The sequence below is a fragment of the Streptomyces sp. NPDC059373 genome (assembly GCF_042751495.1).
Classification (GTDB): Bacteria; Actinomycetota; Actinomycetes; order Streptomycetales; family Streptomycetaceae; genus Actinacidiphila.
Genome location: NZ_JBHYXC010000034.1, coordinates 46589 through 63782, shown reverse-complemented (window position 1 = coordinate 63782; position 17194 = coordinate 46589). Strand labels below are relative to the sequence as shown.

The window sequence follows — 17194 nt, the reverse complement described above, 5'->3', positions numbered from 1 at the left end:
CGTCCTCGCACCGTTCGGCCCCGGGGGGCCTCTCGGGCTTCGCCCGGCTGCGCCGGGCCCGATCCTTCACGCCGTGCTCGCACCGTTCGGCCCCGGGGGGGCCTCTCGGGCTTCGCCCGGCTGCGCCGGACTCCGTCCGTCGGCCGGGGTGCCGGCGACGCCTCTGCTGGGTGGGTGGCTGGGGTCGCGTTGGCGCCTGCCGGTGTGTGGCCGGGTTGTGCCAGCCCGTTCCGCCTCAGGCGGACGGCCTACCCACAACCCGGATGGGCAAATTCAGCCCGTCCGGCGTTTGAGGACACGCCCGGAGGGCGTTCGGGGGTCCAGGGGGCTGGCCCTCTGGTTTCGGGAAGGGGCGGGGTGGGGGAGCTCCGCCGAACCAGGCGCACCCGAAGCGGCAGCCCCGGCACGGCGGAGGGGGGCACCTCCCAGACGGAGTCTGGGGGAGAGTCCGGCGCAGCCGTCCCGAAGCCCGGGAGGCCCCTGGGCCGAGCGGTGCGAGGGCGGCGTAAAGGAATGGGCCCGGCGCAGCCGTCCCGAAGCCCGGGAGGCGCTCCGGCGCCGAGCGGTGCGAGGGCGGCGTCGAAAAATCAGAGCCAGGCGGCGAATTCCAGGAGGAGCTCGGCCCAGTCGCGGTCGCCGACGGAGAGACCCCAGGTGCCGGCTTCGACCGCGCGGAAGAGGGTCCAGCCGCGGAGGCGGTCCCGGTCGAGGTCGAGGGAGTCCGCGAGCTTGGTGATGCGGCGCCGGGCCGCGGACTCGGCGCCGGGGGCGGCGGCGAGGGTGTCGAGGCGGTCGCGGGTGAGCCAGGCGAGGTCGTAGGCGGGGTCGCCGACGAGCGGCTTGGGGTCGATGGCGAGCCAGTGGGCGCGGTCGGCGGCGAGCACGTTGCCGTGGTGGTAGTCGCCGTGGAGCAGGACGTCGACCGAGGGCTCCGCCAGCAGTCGCTCCCGGGTGTCCAGGGCGTTGTCGATGAGGTGGGCGATGTCCGCCGCCCAGGGCTGCTCGCGCCGTTCGCGCAGGGTCGCGGCGAGCCCGGCCGTGTAGTCGGCGACCGACGTGAAGGGGTGACCGTCGGCAGCGGGTACCCACAGCCGCTGCAGGATGGCGGACGCCTCGAGCATGGCCTTGGACTCGGGGAGGGACCGCAGGGAGACGTCGCCCTGGAGGCGTTCGAGCAGCAGCATGCCTTCCGCCGGGTCGGCGTCGAGCAGTCGGACCGCGCCGCGGCCGTCCCAGTGGGCCAGCGCGGCGGCTTCGTTGCGGGTCTCGACGGTGACCAGGCCGGCCTTGAGGACCGCCGGGGTGTCGTCGGCCCGGCGTACGAGCACGATCATGCTGATCTGGCCACCCGGCGTGAAGACGCGCTCCGGCCGCAATTCCCACCGCTCCAGGTAGTCCGCGACGCGTCCGGGGAGGGTGTCGAGCCAGGCGCGGCCGGCGTCGCCCTCCCAGGCGTTGATCGTACGGACCAGCCGTTCCGGCGGCTGAAGCGGCTGAAGGTGCGTCATCGTCGGTCTGTCCCTCCGTCAGGTCCGGGTCTACAGGGCGGTGGCAGCGGAGGACGCCGAGGGGGATGCGTCCGCCGTGCCCGCCGCCCGTTCGGCCAGCCCCGGGAAGGCTACGCTCTCGCCGCGCCAGCGAACCGCCCGTACGGCGGCCTCGCGCAGCCAGCCGGCGGCCTCGGCGCGAAGGTCGGCGGTGGCGGCCCGGACCAGGTCGGCGTAGACCGCGGCGACCCGGTCCTCCAGCTCGGCCGCGAGCCGTATGGCCGCCGCCGAGTCCGGCACCGGGAAGGGCAGCGCGTACGCCGGCTCCGCCGCGACCGGGGTGCCGCCGAGGTCGGTGATGGTGCGGCGCAGTGTGTCGCGCCGGGCGCGGTGGGCGTCGTACGCCGTACGGGCCTCGACCGCCCGGCCGGAGGAGACCCGGGCGCCGACCACGCCGTAGCCGTAGACGGCGGCGTGCTCGGCGGCCAGAGCAGCCTGGACGGCCCTGAGCGGCGTGAGTGCCATGCGGGGGTCAGCCTTCCTTGAGCAGCAGCACGTGACAGGACCCGGCCGCGGCGACCGAGGCCAGCAGCCGCGCCAGCTCCGGCGGGGCGTCGAGCAGCGCCCCGGTACGGGCGTCCGCCAGCGACTTCTCCGCCGACGCGAGAGCCGCCAGGGCGGCATCCTCGGTACCCGGCGCCACAGGCGACGCCGACGCCGAGGACGAGGGTGACGCCGAGGGTGACTGCGTGGCCGACTCCGTTGCCCCGAAGGCCTTCGCGTGCCGCGCGACCTCGGCCCGCAGCGGCGCCAGACGGCCCGCCAGCGCGGGATACGCGGTGATGACGGCGTCGTACTCGGCCATCAGCCCCGCGCTGTCGCGGCCTGCCGCCGCCTGCAGCACCGCCCCGGGCGACGCGGACGGCGAGGCCTTGAGCGACGTGGCCGACCTCCGCGCCGAGTCGTCGTTCGAACAACCGCCGAGCAGCGCACTCACCGCCGGCAGAGCCGACGCGGCCAGCACAGCACGCCTGCGCGGCGCCGCCTGATTCTTTCCCGTGATCATCAAAGGTGAGGGTACCCGGGCAGCCCTGAGCAACGCGCGGAGGGAGGGGCTCCGGCGGTGCGTGGCAGAGTCCCGGTGGTACCCCTGGCACGGCGGTCGGAGGCCGGCGCGGCGCTCCCGAGGCTCGCGGAGCGATGCGAGGGGTGCGAGGCAGGGGGGGACGCGCGGAGGGAGGGGCTCCGGCGGTGCGCCGCAGAGTTCCGGCGGTGCCCCTGGCACGGCGGTCGGCGCAGGACAGGAGGGGGCAGGCGGGGCGGCCCGAATCGCGATCGCGGTGCCGGAACCGATAGGCTTTGGGCCGACACGCGACCTACCACCACAACAGCACACGCGGCCGAGGAGTCACCCGGATGAGCACCACCCAGAGCGAGAGGCTGCGCGGGCTGCTGGAGCCGCTCGTCACCAAGGCGGGACTGGATCTGGAAGAGGTCAAGGTGACGCAGGCCGGCAAGCGCCGGCAGCTGCAGGTCGTGGTGGATTCCGACGAGGGCGTACAGCTCGACGCGGTCGCGGAGCTGAGCCGGGAGATCTCGCAGGCGCTGGACGCGTCCGATGCCATGGGCAACGGCGAGTACCTGCTGGAGGTCAGCTCCCCGGGCCTGGACCGCCCCCTCACCGAGCCGCGGCACTTCCGCCGCAACACCGGTCGGCTGGTCAAGTTCATGCTGACCGCCGGGGGCGACACCGTCGCACGGATCATCGAGGTGGACGACGAGGGACTCGACCTCGAAGTCCCCGGCGTCAAGGGACGCAAGCCCAAGCCCGCCCGCCTCGCCTTCGGCGAGATCGCAAAGGCGCGCATCGAGATCGAGTTCAACCGCAAGGAAGACGGCGCAGCGGATACGGCCGACGCCGAAACCGACCGCGACGAGAACACTGAGGAGGCGTAGCCGTGGACATCGACATGAGTGCCCTGCGGGGTCTGGTACGGGAGAAGGAGATCTCGTTCGACCTGCTGGTCGGGGCGATCGAATCGGCTCTCCTCATCGCGTACCACCGGGAGCCGCACAGCCACCGCAACGCCCGTGTGGAGCTTGACCGTACGAACGGCCACGTGACCGTCTGGGCCAAGGAGGACCCGTCCGAGGTCGCCGAGGGCGAGGAGCCGCGCGAGTTCGACGACACCCCGACCGGCTTCGGGCGGATCGCGGCGACCACCGCCAAGCAGGTGATCCTCCAGCGCCTGCGGGACGCCGAGGACGAGATCACTTTCGGCGAGTTCGCCGGCCGCGAGGGCGACATCGTCACCGGCATCGTCCAGCAGGGCAAGGACCCCAAGAACGTGCTGGTCGACATCGGCAAGCTGGAGGCGATCCTGCCGGTCCAGGAGCAGGTGCCGGGCGAGGACTACAAGCACGGCATCCGGCTGCGCTCGTACGTCGTCCGGGTCGCCAAGGGCGTGCGCGGACCGTCGGTGACGCTGTCCCGTACGCACCCGAACCTGGTCAAGAAGCTCTTCGCGCTCGAGGTGCCGGAGATCGCCGACGGATCGGTGGAGATCTCGGCGATCGCCCGCGAGGCCGGTCACCGCACCAAGATCGCGGTCCGCTCGACCCGCTCGGGGCTGAACGCCAAGGGCGCGTGCATCGGCCCGATGGGCGCCCGGGTGCGCGCGGTGATGGCGGAGCTGCACGGTGAGAAGATCGACATCGTGGACTGGTCGGACGACCCGGCGGAGATGGTCGCGAACGCGCTGTCACCCGCACGGGTGAGCAAGGTCGAGGTCGTGGACCTCGGCGCGAGGTCGGCCCGGGTGACCGTGCCGGACTACCAGCTGTCGCTGGCGATCGGCAAGGAAGGGCAGAACGCCCGCCTGGCCGCGCGGCTCACCGGCTGGCGGATCGACATCCGTCCGGACACCGAGCAGCCCGCCGAGTGATTTCCGGACAGTAACGATCGAACGACCGTGCGTCGAATAACCCGGAGGGGTGAGGTCGGCGCGGGGAGGTAGACTTAAAGGTGTCTGGCCGGACGCACGGCCCAGCATGCCCGGAGCGTACGTGCATCGGTTGCCGGGAACGAGCGGCCAAGAAGGATCTGCTGCGTGTGGTGGTGGTCGGGGACGAACTCGTCCCGGATGATCGCGGTACGCTGCCCGGTCGGGGTGCTTATGTGCACCCCGCCACCATCTGTCTCGACCTGGCGGTCCGCCGCCGGGCGTTTCCCCGGGCCCTTCGGGTGCAGGGAACGCTCGATACCGCCGACTTGCGTCGGCACGTCGAGCAGGCAACACCGTAAGCAAGCAAGGAACGCACGGGACACCGTGCGGTCAGGTACCCCCGCGAGTTGGAAGTAGGTCGAGATTGCGATGAGCACTCGATGAGCACGCGATGAGTACGCCCATGAAGTAGCGACGGTCCGGCGGACGACCACCCCGGACCTCAGAAGGAGCGAAGTGGCTAAGGTCCGGGTATACGAACTCGCCAAGGAGTTCGGAGTTGAGAGCAAGGTCGTCATGGCCAAGCTCCAAGAACTTGGCGAATTCGTCCGTTCGGCGTCCTCGACGATCGAGGCGCCGGTTGTCCGCAAGTTGACTGACGCATTGCAGGGCCCCGGCGGCGGTTCCGCCGGGAAGCCCGGTGCGAAGCCCGCGGCGCCGCGCAAGGCTGCGCCCGCGAGGCCGGGTGCGCCCACTCCGGGTGCGCCGGTTCGTCCCGCCGTCCCGGCCGCCAAGCCGGCCGCGGGTCCCTCTCCCGTAACGCCCGTGGCTGGTTCCAAGCCCGCGGGTTCGGCGCCGGCCCCCGGCCCGCGCCCCGGCCCGAAGCCGGCCCCGGCGGCTCCCGCCGCACCGGAGGCTCCGGCCGCTCCGGCCAAGGCCGCCCCGGTCACCCCGGTGCCGCAGGCGGAGTTCTCCGCCCCGGCCCCGGCGCAGCCGGCGGCTCCGTCCGGCCCGTCCGCTCCGTCCGGCCCGCGCTCCGGCGCGACCCCCGGCCCGCGCCCCGCGCGTCCGGCCCAGGGTGGCCAGCAGGGCGGCGACCGTCGCGACGGCGGCCGTCCCGGCGAGCGTGCCCCCCGCCCCGGCGGTCAGGGTGCAGCGCGTCCCGGTGGCGCCCGTCCGGCGGGTCCCCGTCCGGGCAACAACCCCTTCACCTCCGGCTCCACCGGTATGCCGCGCCCGCAGGCGCCGCGTCCGGGTGGTGCTCCGGGCGGTCCCGGTGACCGCGGTGACCGTGGCCCCCGCCCCGGCGGCCAGGGTGCTCCTCGTCCCGGTGGCCACGGCGGCCCCGGCGGTCCCGGTGGCGCTCCGCGTCCCCAGGGCGGTCCCGGCGGTGCTCGTCCGGCCCCCGGTGGCATGCCTCGCCCGCAGTCTTCCGGCCCGCGTCCCAACCCGGGCATGATGCCGAAGAGCCCCGCTGCCGGCGGTGCCCCCGGTCGTCCTGGCGGCGGCCCCGGCGGCCGTCCCGGCGGTCCGGGCGCGCGTCCCGGTGGCGGCGGTGGCGGTGGCGGTCGTCCCGGTGGCGGTGGCGGCGGCTTCGCCGGTCGTCCCGGCGGTGGCGGTGGCGGCGGTGGTCGTCCCGGTGGCGGCGGCGGCTTCGGCGGTCCCCGTCCGGGTGGCGGCGCCCCCGGTGGTGGCGGCGGCTTCGGTCCTCGTCCCGGTGGCTTCGGCGGCCGTCCCGGCGGCCCGGGTGCCCGTGGTGGCACGCAGGGTGCGTTCGGTCGTGGCCCGGGCGGTCGTCCGGCCCGTGGCCGTAAGAGCAAGCGTCAGCGGCGCCAGGAGTACGAGGCCATGCAGGCCCCGTCCGTGGGCGGCGTGCTGCTGCCCCGTGGCAATGGCGAGGCCGTGCGCCTCTCCCGTGGTGCCTCGCTCACCGACTTCGCCGAGAAGATCGGCGCCAACCCGGCGTCGCTCGTCCAGGTGATGCTCAACCTCGGTGAGATGGTCACCGCGACGCAGTCCGTCTCCGACGAGACGCTGCAGCTGCTGGCCGACGAGATGAACTACGTCCTGCAGATCGTCAGCCCGGAGGAGGAGGACCGCGAGCTTCTCGAGTCCTTCGACATCGAGTTCGGCGAGGACGAGGGCGGCGAGGAAGAGCTCACCGCGCGTCCGCCGGTCGTGACCGTCATGGGTCACGTCGACCACGGTAAGACCCGCCTCCTCGACGCGATCCGCAAGACCAACGTGGTCGCGGGCGAGGCCGGTGGCATCACCCAGCACATCGGTGCGTACCAGGTGGCCGCGACGGTCAACGACGAAGAGCGTCGCATCACCTTCATCGACACCCCCGGTCACGAGGCGTTCACCGCCATGCGTGCCCGTGGTGCCAAGTCCACCGACATCGCGATCCTCGTGGTGGCGGCGAACGACGGCGTCATGCCCCAGACGATCGAGGCGCTGAACCACGCCAAGGCGGCCGGTGTGCCGATCGTGGTCGCGGTCAACAAGATCGACGTCGAGGGCGCGGACCCGACGAAGGTGCGCGGTCAGCTGACCGAGTTCGGTCTGGTGGCCGAGGAGTACGGCGGCGACACCATGTTCGTCGACATCTCCGCCAAGCAGGGACTGCACATCGACAGCCTGCTGGAGGCCGTGGTCCTCACCGCGGACGCCTCGCTCGACCTGCGTGCCAACCCGCACCAGGACGCGCAGGGCATCGCGATCGAGGCCCACCTCGACCGCGGCCGTGGCGCCGTGGCCACCGTGCTCGTCCAGCGCGGCACCCTGCGGGTCGGCGACACCATGGTCGTCGGCGACGCGTACGGCCGTGTCCGCGCGATGCTCGACGACAACGGCAACAACCTGGAAGAAGCGGGTCCGTCGACCCCCGTCATGGTCCTGGGACTCACCAACGTCCCCGGCGCCGGCGACAACTTCCTGGTCGTCGACGAGGACCGTACGGCCCGGCAGATCGCCGAGAAGCGGGCCGCCCGCGAGCGGAACGCCGCGTTCGCCCGCAAGGGTGTCCGCATCTCCCTGGAGGACCTGGACAAGGCCCTCAAGGCCGGCGAGATGCAGCAGCTCAACCTCATCATCAAGGGCGACGCGTCCGGTTCGGTCGAGGCTCTCGAGTCCTCGCTGCTCCAGCTCGACGTCGGCGAAGAGGTGGACATCCGGGTCCTGCACCGCGGTGTGGGTGCGGTCACCGAGTCCGACATCAACCTGGCGGCGGGTTCCGACGCCATCGTGATGGGCTTCAACGTGCGGGCCGAAGGCCGCGCCACACAGATGGCCGAGCGCGAGGGTGTCGACGTCCGCTACTACTCGGTGATCTACCAGGCCATCGAGGAGATCGAGGCGGCCCTGAAGGGCATGCTCAAGCCGGAGTACGAGGAGGTCGAGCTCGGTACCGCGGAGATCCGCGAGATCTTCCGGTCCAGCAAGCTCGGCAACATCGCCGGTGTCCTCATCCGTTCCGGCGAGGTCAAGCGCAACACCAAGGCGCGCCTCGTCCGTGACGGCAAGGTCGTCGCCGAGAACCTCAACATCGAGGGTCTGCGTCGCTTCAAGGACGACGTCACCGAGATTCGTGAGGGTTACGAGGGCGGTATCAACCTCGGCAACTTCAACGACATCAAGATCGACGACGTCATCGCGACGTACGAGATGCGCGAGAAGCCGCGAGGCTGATCCAGCGGTAGACGCGACCGGGGCCGGTCGGCGGAGTAAATTCCGTCGATCGGCCCCGGCCGTTGCCCGTACTGTTGTGATGACTGTTCATGCTGTTCACAACGAGGCCTCACAGGGCGGCTTGCCCTGACGCCCATGTATGTAGGCACGCTGTCCTTCGATCTGCTTCTCGGTGACGTACGGTCACTGAAGGAGAAGCGGTCCGTCGTCCGGCCCATCGTCGCCGAGCTGCACCGCAAGTTCGCGGTCAGCGTGGCCGAGGTCGACGGCCATGATCTTTACCGCAGGGCCGAGATCGGCCTGGCGGTGGTGTCCGGGGACCTCGGACACCTCAATGACGTACTGGACCGGTGCGAGCGCTGGATGGCCGCCCGGCCCGAGGTGGACCTGCTGTCGGTACGGCAGCGGCTGCACGGCGACGACGACTGAAGACCGAAGAGAGAGAAGAGCACGCATGACCGACACCGCGCGGGCGCGCAAGCTGGCGGACCGCATCCGGGTCGTGGTCGCCGAGACCCTTCAGCGCCGGATCAAGGATCCGCGCCTGGGGTACGTCACGATCACCGACACCCGGGTCACCGGTGACCTCCGGGAGGCGACCGTCTTCTACACGGTCTTCGGCTCCGAGGAGGAGCGCACGGCCTCGGCCGCCGCTCTGGAGAGCGCCAAGGGCGTCCTCCGCTCCGAGGTCGGACGGCAGACCGGAGTGCGCTTCACTCCGAGCCTGACCTTCGTCGCCGACGCGATCCCGGAGAACGCCCGCACCATCGAGGACCTCCTCGCCAAGGCCCGCGCCATCGACGAGGACGTCCGCAAGACGGCCACGGACGCGGCGTACGCGGGCGAGGCGGACCCGTACCGCAAGCCCTCCGAGGACGACGAGCTCGAGGACGAGCAGGGCGACAAGGCATGAAGGACGGGCTCGTCATTGTCGACAAGCCGGCCGGTCTGACCTCCCACGGCGTGGTGTCGCGTATGCGGCGCCTCGCCGGCACCCGGCGCGTCGGCCACGCCGGCACCCTGGACCCGATGGCGACGGGCGTCCTGGTCCTCGGCGTCGAGAAGGCCACCCGCCTCCTCGGCCACCTCGCCCTCACCCGTAAGGAGTACGTCGCCACGATCCGGCTCGGCCGGACCACGGTGACGGACGACGCGGAGGGCGAGGTGACCGCGTCCGCCCCGGCGGCCGGCGTCACCCGCGAGGCCGTGGACGCGGGCATCGCCAAGCTCACCGGCGACATCCTTCAGGTCCCCTCCAAGGTCAGCGCCATCAAGGTCAACGGCGTACGGTCCTACGCGCGGGTGCGCGGCGGCGAGGACTTCGAGCTGGCCGCCCGGCCGGTCACCGTCTCCTCCTTCACCCTGGACGACCTGCGCCGTGAGGGCGACCTCGTCGACCTCGACGTCACCGTCGAGTGCTCCTCCGGCACCTACATCCGCGCCCTCGCCCGCGACCTGGGCGCCGACCTCGGCGTCGGCGGCCACCTCACCGCCCTGCGGCGCACCCGGGTCGGTCCGTACGGGATCGGGGTGGCCCGCACCCTGGAGCAGCTCGAGGAATCCCTCGACATCATGCCCATCGGTGAGGCGGCGGGCGCTGCCTTTCCCCGTTGGGAGGTCGACGCCGAGCAGGCCAAGCGGCTCTCGCACGGCATCCGGCTGCCCCTCCCCTCAGGTGTCGGGGATGTGCCCACGGCCGTTTTCGGCCCGGACGACCGTTTCCTGGCCCTGGTCGAGGCCAAGGACGGCGAGTCGAAGATCCTCGCCAACTTCGCCTGACCGGTGTAGGACACGGCCAGTTCCGGAACCGGGGGAGCGAAAGCCGTTCGATTGACGCGTACATGTATGCCTTGAGATCGTCGCAGCCCTGATTTCTGTGAGTCGGCTGTTATGGGGGCGGCACATGCGCAGAGGACGGTCCAAGGTCACCGGTGTGGCGTTAGCGGCCCTGGTGCTCACGGGGCTCCAACCGGTGGCGCAGGCAGCCGCAGCCGTCGTGACGGACATCGCGAACGCCGACGCCGCCGTGGTGAACGTGACGGGGACGGCGGTCAAGGCCAGGCCCAAGGCGGCCGACACGACACCCGCGCAGGCAACGCCCGCCAAGGTGCGGTGGCCCAAGGGCGGTTCGGGGACCGTCGCCGTACGCTCGGGCGCCGCACCGGCCGAGGTGGGCGCCAGCGCGGTGTCCGTCACCGCGCCCAGGGCCCGGGCCAAGGCACCGGACCAGGTCTCGGTCACCGCGTACGGCAATGACACCGCCCGCCGTTCGGGCGGCCACGGCACGGCGTTCCGGGTCTCGAAGGCCGAGGGCGGCGGCAAGGTCGGCGTCCGGATCGACGTCTCCGGGTTCGCGGACGCGTACGGCGGGGACTTCGAGTCCCGGTTACGTCTGGCGGCCAAGCCCGCCTGCGTACTGACCGCACCGGAGAACCCGGACTGCGCCACCGGCACGCCGGTGCCCAGCCATGTGGACCTGACCACCCACACCCTCGTCGCCGACGTTCCCGCCTCGGATCCGGGCACCGTCTTCGTCGTCATCGCCGCAGTGTCCGGCGAGACCGGCTCCGCGACCGCGACCAAGCTGTCGTCGTCCAGCAAGTGGTCGGTCGGCCTGCAGTCCGGCGACTTCAACTGGTCCCTGCCCCTGCCGCAGGTGCCCGCGCTCGCCGGGGACGCGCCCGACATCAACCTCGGCTACTCCTCGCAGGCCGTGGACGGCATGGTCGCCGCCGAGAACAACCAGCCGTCCTGGGTCGGTCAGGGCTGGGACCTGGCGCTGCCCTTCCTGGAGCGCCGCTACAAGGGCTGCGCCGACGACGGCGGCGACACCGGCGACCTGTGCTGGGCCGGCGACGAGCTGCGGCTGTCCCTGCAGGGCACGTCGTCCGCGCTGGTGAAGGACAAGGCAGCCGGCGACGACATCTGGCGCGCCAAGGAGGACCCCGGCTGGCGCGTGCAGCGCTTCACCGGCGCCGACAACGGCGACAACAACGGCGAGTACTGGGTGGTGACCACCCCTCAGGGCACCGAGTACACCTTCGGGCGCGGCAAGCAGGCCACCACGGGCAGCGCCACCGACTCGGTCTTCACCGTCCCCGTCTTCGGCGACGACTCCGGCGAGCCCTGCCACGCAGCGTCGCTGGAGGACTCCTGGTGCCAGCAGGCCTGGCGCTGGAACCTCGACGGCGTCGTGGACGCCCACGGCAACTCCAGCACCTTCTTCTACACCCAGGAAACCAACCGCTACGCCCGCAACGGCATCGCCTCCCGCTCCACCGAGTACGTACGCGGCGGCTCGCTGCGCGACATCGTCTACTCCCAGCGCTCCGGCGCCGAGGACACCCAGGCCCCGGCCCGGCTGCACTTCACCACCGCCCCGCGCTGCACCGAGGCCGCTGGGGGAAGCGGCGACTGCCCGGCCTTCGACGCCGACCACGCCTCCTCGTACCCCGACGTGCCGATGGACTCGCTGTGCACCAGCGGCGACTGCACCGGGGACGACCAGAAGGCGCCGACCTTCTTCACCGGGGAGCTGCTGCGTTCGGTCACCGCGCAGCGCTCCAACGCCGACGGCGGCTGGACGGACGTCGACCGGCTCGGCTTCACGTACTCCTTCCCCGAGCCGTCGGACGGCACCAGCGCCGCGCTGTGGCTGGAGAAGGTCCAGCAGACCGGCCTCGCCGGGGACGGCGAGGAGTCCCTGCCCGCCGTGGAGTTCACCGGCAAGGAGTACGCCAACCGGGCCGACGCCGACCCCGCCTCCGGAGCCCCCGAGATGCGCAAGCTCCGCATCTCCTCGGTCACCGACGAGCTGGGCCGGCGCGTCGACGTGGTGTACGGCCAGCCCGACCCGTGCCCGATCGACAACCTGCCCGAGGGCCATTACGACAGCAACACCCAGGACTGCTTCCCCGGCTGGCGCACCAACGGCGACAGCTCCGGATTCGGCGTCTGGCACAAGTACCTGACCACCAAGGTCACCGTCAACGACACGGCGGGCGGCGGCCCCGCCCAGGCCACCGAGTACCGCTACCGGGGCACACCCGCCTGGCACTACGACGACGATCCGCTCACCCCCACCGAGCGCAAGTCCTGGAGCGACTGGCGCGGTTACGGCAGCGTCGACGTCGCCAAGCTCTCCGACCCGGCCTACCGCGACGAGAGCGCCGCCCGCACCCTCTCCCTCTCCCGCACCCTCTACTTCCGCGGCATGGACGGCGACCGCACCGCCGACGGCGGCACCAAGTCCGTCCAGGTCACCGACTCCGAGGGCACCGCGCTCACCGACCAGCCCTACCTGCGCGGCAAGGAGCGCGAGAGCCGCCAGTTCCACGTCACCGGCGCGGGGGAGGCCGACTACGAGCTCGGCGGCACCGTCCACGGCTACACCTCCGCCCGCACCACCGACGCGGGCACCGACAACGGCGCCGAGGACGACGCCCACCTCGTCGTCGAGAACGACGCCGTGACCCGCGAGACCGTCATCGACGAGGCGAGCGGCGCCCGTTCGGCCCGTACGACCCGGCTGCGGACCACATACGACAGCTACGGCCAGACCACCGCCGTCACCGACACCGCCGAAGGCACGGACACCCGCTGCACCAAGTCGAGTTACGCCCGGGACAGCGCCACCACGGAAGCCATGATGGTCGCCTTCCCCTACCGCGTCCGCACCTACGAGGGCTCCTGCGACGACCCCGGTGCGCTGATCACCGGCAAGGACCAGTACTACGACGGCTCCGCCACCGTCGGCGGACCGGTCACCAAGGGCGACGTGACCCGTACGGTATCCGCCGTCCAGGCGTCCGGGCCCGACACGGTCACCCGGTCCGTCAGCACTGCGGCCGCCTTCGACGCCTACGGCCGGACCGTCAGCGAGACCGACGGCAACGGCAACGTCTCGACCACCGCCTACGCCCCGGCCACCGGCCGCCCGGCGACCGTCACCGAGACCAACGCACTCGGCCAGGCCGAGGTCACCACCCTCGACCCCGACCGCCAGCAGCCCACCGCCGTCAAGGACGCCAACAACCGCACCACCGCCAACACCTACGACCAGCTCGGCCGGCTCACCTCCGTACGGGAGGCCGAGCAGGCGGCCGACGACCCGCCGGCCCAGACCTTCACGTACTACCTGGACCCGGACCACACCAAGCCGCCACTGGTGACCACCCGCCAGCTCCAGTCCGGCGACAGCTACGTCACCACCTGGGCCTTCCTGGACTCCCTCGGCCGCGACCGGCAGACCCAGGAGGTCTCGCCGGCCTCCACCGGCGACGCCCCGAAGACCGTCGTCACCGACACCCGCTACGACGACTACGGCGACGTCGCCGCCGAGTCCCTGCCCCTGGTCGCCACCGGTGAGGCCGGCTCCGCGCTGCTGTCGGTCCCGGCGGACCAGGTCGACGAGACGCGCTACACCTACGACTCCCTCGGCCGGGCCGTCCGCAAGGCCGAGTACGGCAGCGGCAAGGAGCTGTGGGCGAGCACCATCGCCTACTGGGGCGACCACGTCCGCACCACGCCGCCCGCCGGAGGCGTCCCCACCACCTCCTGGACCGACACCCGGACCCGCGAGATACGCAAGCAGGAAGGCAGCGGCGACGACCTCGTCACCACCGCCTACGCCTACACCACCGCCGACAAACTCGCCTCGGCCACCGACCCGGAGGGCCACAGGGCCACCTACACCTACGACCTGCTGGGCCAGTCCCTCACCGCCGACGACCCGGACTCCGGGGCCTCGAAGACCGAGTACGACGCCAACGGCAACCCCGTGAAGTCCTGGGACGCCAAGGCCCTCGCCGAAGGCACCGGCAAGCTCGCCGTGACCACGGACTTCGACGCCCTCGACCGGCCCGTCGCCCGCTGGACCGGCCCCTCCGGCAGCGGCACCAGGACGGCGTCGTGGACCTACGACTCCGCCGACATCAGCAACGGCACCGGCCGGCTCGCGGCGCAGACCAGCTACGCGGGCGGCAAGCAGTACACGGTCGCCGTCACCGGCTACGACCCCCGGGGCCGGGTCGACGGCAAGAAGTGGACCTTCCCGGCCGGTACCGGAGGCTCCCTCCACGCGCTGTCGTACACCGTCAACTACACCTACGACGCCGCCGACCACGTCGTCGGCACCGAATACCCCGACGCCGTCATCGGCACCCCCGCCGAGAAACTCACCACCACCTACGACGCCCTCGGCAACCCGGTCACCCTGTCCGGCACCACCGACGGCAAGACCCGCGACTACGTCTCCGGCACCGACTACGCCGCCGACGGCAAGCTCGCCGGCCGCGACTACGCCGACGAGCACTTCCCGCTGCGCCGCGCCTACGCGTACGAGGACGGCACCCAGCGGCTGTCGCGCATCCAGACGCTGATGGGCAACCCGCTCACCGACGGCACGAAGACCGAACAGGACGACACCTACGCCTGGGACCCCTCCGGCAACCTCACCTCGGTCACCGACACCACGCTGCCCAAGCCCGTCGCGACCTGCTACACCTACGACGGCCTCGACCGGCTCACCCACGCCTGGACCACCCAGCAGGCCGACTGCTCCGATGCCGGCTCCACGACCACCCACGAAGGGCCGGCCGGCTTCAACTCCTCCTGGACCTACACCGACGACGGCAACCTCGCCTCCCGCCGCTCCCTGCTGGGCGGCACCGTGACGTACGCGTACCAGGACAGCGCCCACCCGCACGCGGTCACCAGCGCAGGCCACGACTCGTACAGCTACGACGCCAACGGCCAGACCGCCAAGCAGACCGAGCTCCTGATCCCCACCACCTACGAGTGGGACGACCGGCACCAGCTGGTGTCGGCCACCACGGCGCTGCTGAAGAAGACCAGCTTCGTCTACGCGCCCGACGGGACCCGGCTGGCCAGAACGGACCCCGCCGGCGTCGCCACCCTCTACATCGACGGCCAGGAGATCACCGTCGCCCTCGGCATCTGCAAGGGCACCCGCTACTACGCCATCGCCGGCACCACGGTCGCCGAACGGCTGCCGACCGGGCTGCTGAAGTGGCAGCTCAGCGACACCCAGGGCTCGGCGCAGATCGCCGTGCTCGAAGGCACCGGACTGTTCGAGCGCACCTACTACGACCCGTACGGGGAGGTGCGCACCGGATCCGCGTCGCCGGTCACCGACCGGGGCTGGCTCGGCAAGACCAAGGACCCCAGCACCGGCCTGGTGGCGCTCGGGGCCCGCTACTACAACCCCGAGCTGGGCCGCTTCCTGTCCACGGACCCGGCGTACGACTCGCTGTCGGCGCAGACCGCCAACCCGTACTCCTACGGGGCCAACAACCCGGTCTCGTACACCGACCCGACCGGGCTGTGGTCGCTGTCCGGGGCCTGGAACTCGGTCAAGTCGGGTGTGTCGTCGGCCTGGGACTGGGCCGACCAGCACAAGGGCCTGATCGCGGACGTGGCGGTCGGCATCGGGGTCGGCATCGCGGTCGGCGCGGTGTGCGCGACCGGCGTGGGCTGCCTGATCCTGGCGGGCGCGGCGGCCGGTGCGGCCGGTGCGGCGGCCGGGTACGGGGTCGATGTCGCCGAGGGCAAGGAGCAGTTCTCCTGGGGCGGCCTCGCGACCACGGTGGGCGTGGGCGCCCTCACCGGTGCGGCGACCGCCGGGGCCATGGCCGGGCTGGGCGCGGTCGGCCGGGCGGCCCTGAACTCCACCGCCGGGCAGGCGGTCAGGAGCACCGCCGGCCGGGCCGCCTCCGCCCTCACCGGCGCGGCGGCCAAGACCGGCCGGGCCCTGGCCAACGGCGCCCGCGCCTCCGGGGCCAAGGTCGCCCAGGCCGCCCGGGGCATGGGCAAGGGAATCGCCGACCTCGGGAAACGGGTGGCCGGACGGGCACCCAAGGGGGAGGTCGTCGACATACCCACGACCAAGCTGGTCACCCAGGCCGAGAAGGACGCGCTGAACGAGTACGTGTCGCGCACCAACGCCTGGCTGGCCGCCAACGGGCCCAAGGTCATCCAGTCCACCCAGGGCCAGCTGTCCAGGGAGAGCAGCGCGGCCGCCCGCGCCGAGCGGCTGCGCGCCCGTCGCTCGGGCACTCCGTACACTGGCCAGGCCGGGCACGTCCCCGACTCGGCCATCTCGGGGACCGCCCAGCCGCCCGCCGGCTGGCTGGACATGCCGGGCAAGTCCAACTCGGTGGCCGGAGGCGTCCTGGGATCCAGGATCGGCGTACTGCTCAGGGGATTCACCATCGACGGAGGACCGCCACTGTGACGGTGCACGACACGGTACGGGCGTTGAGGCCGCTCGCCGGCGACCTCGGCGCCCCCTCCGGGGCCGACGCCGGGTACGAACTCCCGGAGGGCCACCGGGAGTTGCTGCGGGAGCTGAACGGCTTCACCGTCTACCACGGTGCCTTCCGGCTCTTCGGCACCGACCGGCCGGCCCACCTCGACCTCGCGGCCTGGAACGCCCCGCAGACCTGGCGCTTCGCCTGGGACGAGCGGGCGGAACCCTTCGTCTTCTTCGGCGAGACCGCCTGGGGCGACCAGTACGCCTACCGCAGGGAGCCCGGCGGCGGCCTCGCCCCGGAAGTCCACTTCCTGGAGGGCAACTTCCTGCGGTCCGAGGTGATCGCGGGCTCCTTCGAGGAGTTCCTCGCGGACGAGCTCCTGCGCAACGCCAAGAAGCCGTACGACGAGCTGACGGTGGAGGCCGTGGAACGCTACGGCCCCATCGCCGCCGACCAGCACTGGGCCTTCGTGCCGTCGCTCGCCCTGGACGGCACGGAGGACATCGGACAGGTGACGCGACTGCCGGCGGTGACCGCCATGACCTACGCGGGCGACATCGCCACGGCCGTCGGAGCCGCAGCGCCCGACGACCTGCTCACCGGGGTCGCCCCCTGGACGGACGAGCAGGGGCGGCCACGGTTGCGCGTGCTGTCGGTCGGACTGTCGTAGGTCCCAGGCCGTGATTTCGGCCTGACCGTCCAGCGCGGGCCTGCCCTCCCCCGGTCGGCCCGCGCTGCACGATTCCCCTCCTGCGCTGCTCTCTATCCAACTCCGAAGGTCAATTCACCCCATCGGACG

The 17194-nt window shown here is 72.1% G+C and carries 12 protein-coding genes; 9 read left to right on the top strand and 3 right to left on the bottom strand.

Annotation, left to right across the window (positions count from 1 at the left end; translation table 11 throughout):
* Window positions 1–587: 587 nt before the first annotated feature.
* The 3 genes from ACFXJ5_RS31980 to ACFXJ5_RS31970 are packed head-to-tail and all read right to left on the bottom strand — an operon-like array spanning window position 588 to window position 2553.
* Entirely contained in the window at window positions 588–1508 is a 921-nt protein-coding gene (locus ACFXJ5_RS31980) for an aminoglycoside phosphotransferase family protein (protein WP_384638840.1), read from the bottom strand.
* A 30-nt stretch (window positions 1509–1538) separates the two neighbouring features.
* A complete protein-coding gene (locus ACFXJ5_RS31975; RefSeq protein ID WP_384638837.1) occupies window positions 1539–2012 on the bottom strand; it encodes a ferritin-like domain-containing protein in 474 nt (157 codons plus the stop codon).
* A 7-nt stretch (window positions 2013–2019) separates the two neighbouring features.
* Window positions 2020–2553, bottom strand: a complete 534-nt coding sequence (locus ACFXJ5_RS31970) for a hypothetical protein (RefSeq protein ID WP_384638835.1) — start codon at window positions 2551–2553, stop codon at window positions 2020–2022.
* A 350-nt stretch (window positions 2554–2903) separates the two neighbouring features.
* Here ACFXJ5_RS31970 and rimP point away from each other — a divergent pair, with 350 nt between their 5' ends.
* The 9 genes from rimP to ACFXJ5_RS31925 all read left to right on the top strand — a co-directional run bounded on the left by rimP (window position 2904) and on the right by ACFXJ5_RS31925 (window position 17065).
* Window positions 2904–3443, top strand: a complete 540-nt coding sequence (rimP, locus tag ACFXJ5_RS31965) for a ribosome maturation factor RimP (RefSeq protein WP_384638832.1) — start codon at window positions 2904–2906, stop codon at window positions 3441–3443.
* 2 nt (window positions 3444–3445) lie between these two features.
* Window positions 3446–4432, top strand: coding sequence for a transcription termination factor NusA (nusA, locus tag ACFXJ5_RS31960; RefSeq protein ID WP_127355989.1), 987 nt, complete (start codon window positions 3446–3448; stop codon window positions 4430–4432).
* Between the two features lie 80 nt (window positions 4433–4512).
* Entirely contained in the window at window positions 4513–4791 is a 279-nt protein-coding gene (locus tag ACFXJ5_RS31955; RefSeq protein ID WP_384638828.1) for a YlxR family protein, read from the top strand.
* Between the two features lie 157 nt (window positions 4792–4948).
* The gene (gene infB, locus ACFXJ5_RS31950; protein ID WP_384638825.1) at window positions 4949–8122 is read left to right on the top strand and encodes a translation initiation factor IF-2; all 3174 of its coding nucleotides are present in this window, start codon (window positions 4949–4951) and stop codon (window positions 8120–8122) included.
* A gap of 135 nt (window positions 8123–8257) precedes the next feature.
* On the top strand, window positions 8258–8551 hold the full coding sequence (locus ACFXJ5_RS31945) for a DUF503 domain-containing protein (RefSeq protein ID WP_127354767.1): 294 nt from the start codon (window positions 8258–8260) through the stop codon (window positions 8549–8551).
* 25 nt (window positions 8552–8576) lie between these two features.
* Window positions 8577–9035 (top strand): 30S ribosome-binding factor RbfA, encoded by a 459-nt coding sequence (gene rbfA / locus ACFXJ5_RS31940; protein WP_384638822.1) that lies wholly within the window; start codon window positions 8577–8579, stop codon window positions 9033–9035.
* Window positions 9032–9901, top strand: coding sequence for a tRNA pseudouridine(55) synthase TruB (gene truB / locus ACFXJ5_RS31935; RefSeq protein WP_384638819.1), 870 nt, complete (start codon window positions 9032–9034; stop codon window positions 9899–9901). Before rbfA ends, truB begins: the two co-directional genes overlap by 4 nt.
* Window positions 9902–10025: 124 nt before the next feature.
* Window positions 10026–16376, top strand: a complete 6351-nt coding sequence (locus tag ACFXJ5_RS31930) for an RHS repeat-associated core domain-containing protein (protein WP_384638816.1) — start codon at window positions 10026–10028, stop codon at window positions 16374–16376.
* Window positions 16373–17065 carry an SMI1/KNR4 family protein gene (locus ACFXJ5_RS31925; protein WP_384638813.1) on the top strand — a complete coding sequence of 231 codons (693 nt, stop codon included), beginning with the start codon at window positions 16373–16375 and terminating at the stop codon, window positions 17063–17065. The genes ACFXJ5_RS31930 and ACFXJ5_RS31925 overlap by 4 nt, the downstream gene beginning before the upstream one ends.
* Window positions 17066–17194 lie beyond the last annotated feature (129 nt).

Coding starts and splice junctions, on each gene's coding strand:
- ACFXJ5_RS31945 (WP_127354767.1), top strand. CDS start 8,258: ATGTATGTAGGCACGCTGTCCTTCGATCTGCTTCTCGGTGACGTACGG.
- ACFXJ5_RS31970 (WP_384638835.1), bottom strand. CDS start 2,553: ATGATCACGGGAAAGAATCAGGCGGCGCCGCGCAGGCGTGCTGTGCTG.
- rbfA (WP_384638822.1), top strand. CDS start 8,577: ATGACCGACACCGCGCGGGCGCGCAAGCTGGCGGACCGCATCCGGGTC.
- ACFXJ5_RS31975 (WP_384638837.1), bottom strand. CDS start 2,012: ATGGCACTCACGCCGCTCAGGGCCGTCCAGGCTGCTCTGGCCGCCGAG.
- ACFXJ5_RS31980 (WP_384638840.1), bottom strand. CDS start 1,508: ATGACGCACCTTCAGCCGCTTCAGCCGCCGGAACGGCTGGTCCGTACG.
- truB (WP_384638819.1), top strand. CDS start 9,032: ATGAAGGACGGGCTCGTCATTGTCGACAAGCCGGCCGGTCTGACCTCC.
- rimP (WP_384638832.1), top strand. CDS start 2,904: ATGAGCACCACCCAGAGCGAGAGGCTGCGCGGGCTGCTGGAGCCGCTC.
- ACFXJ5_RS31930 (WP_384638816.1), top strand. CDS start 10,026: ATGCGCAGAGGACGGTCCAAGGTCACCGGTGTGGCGTTAGCGGCCCTG.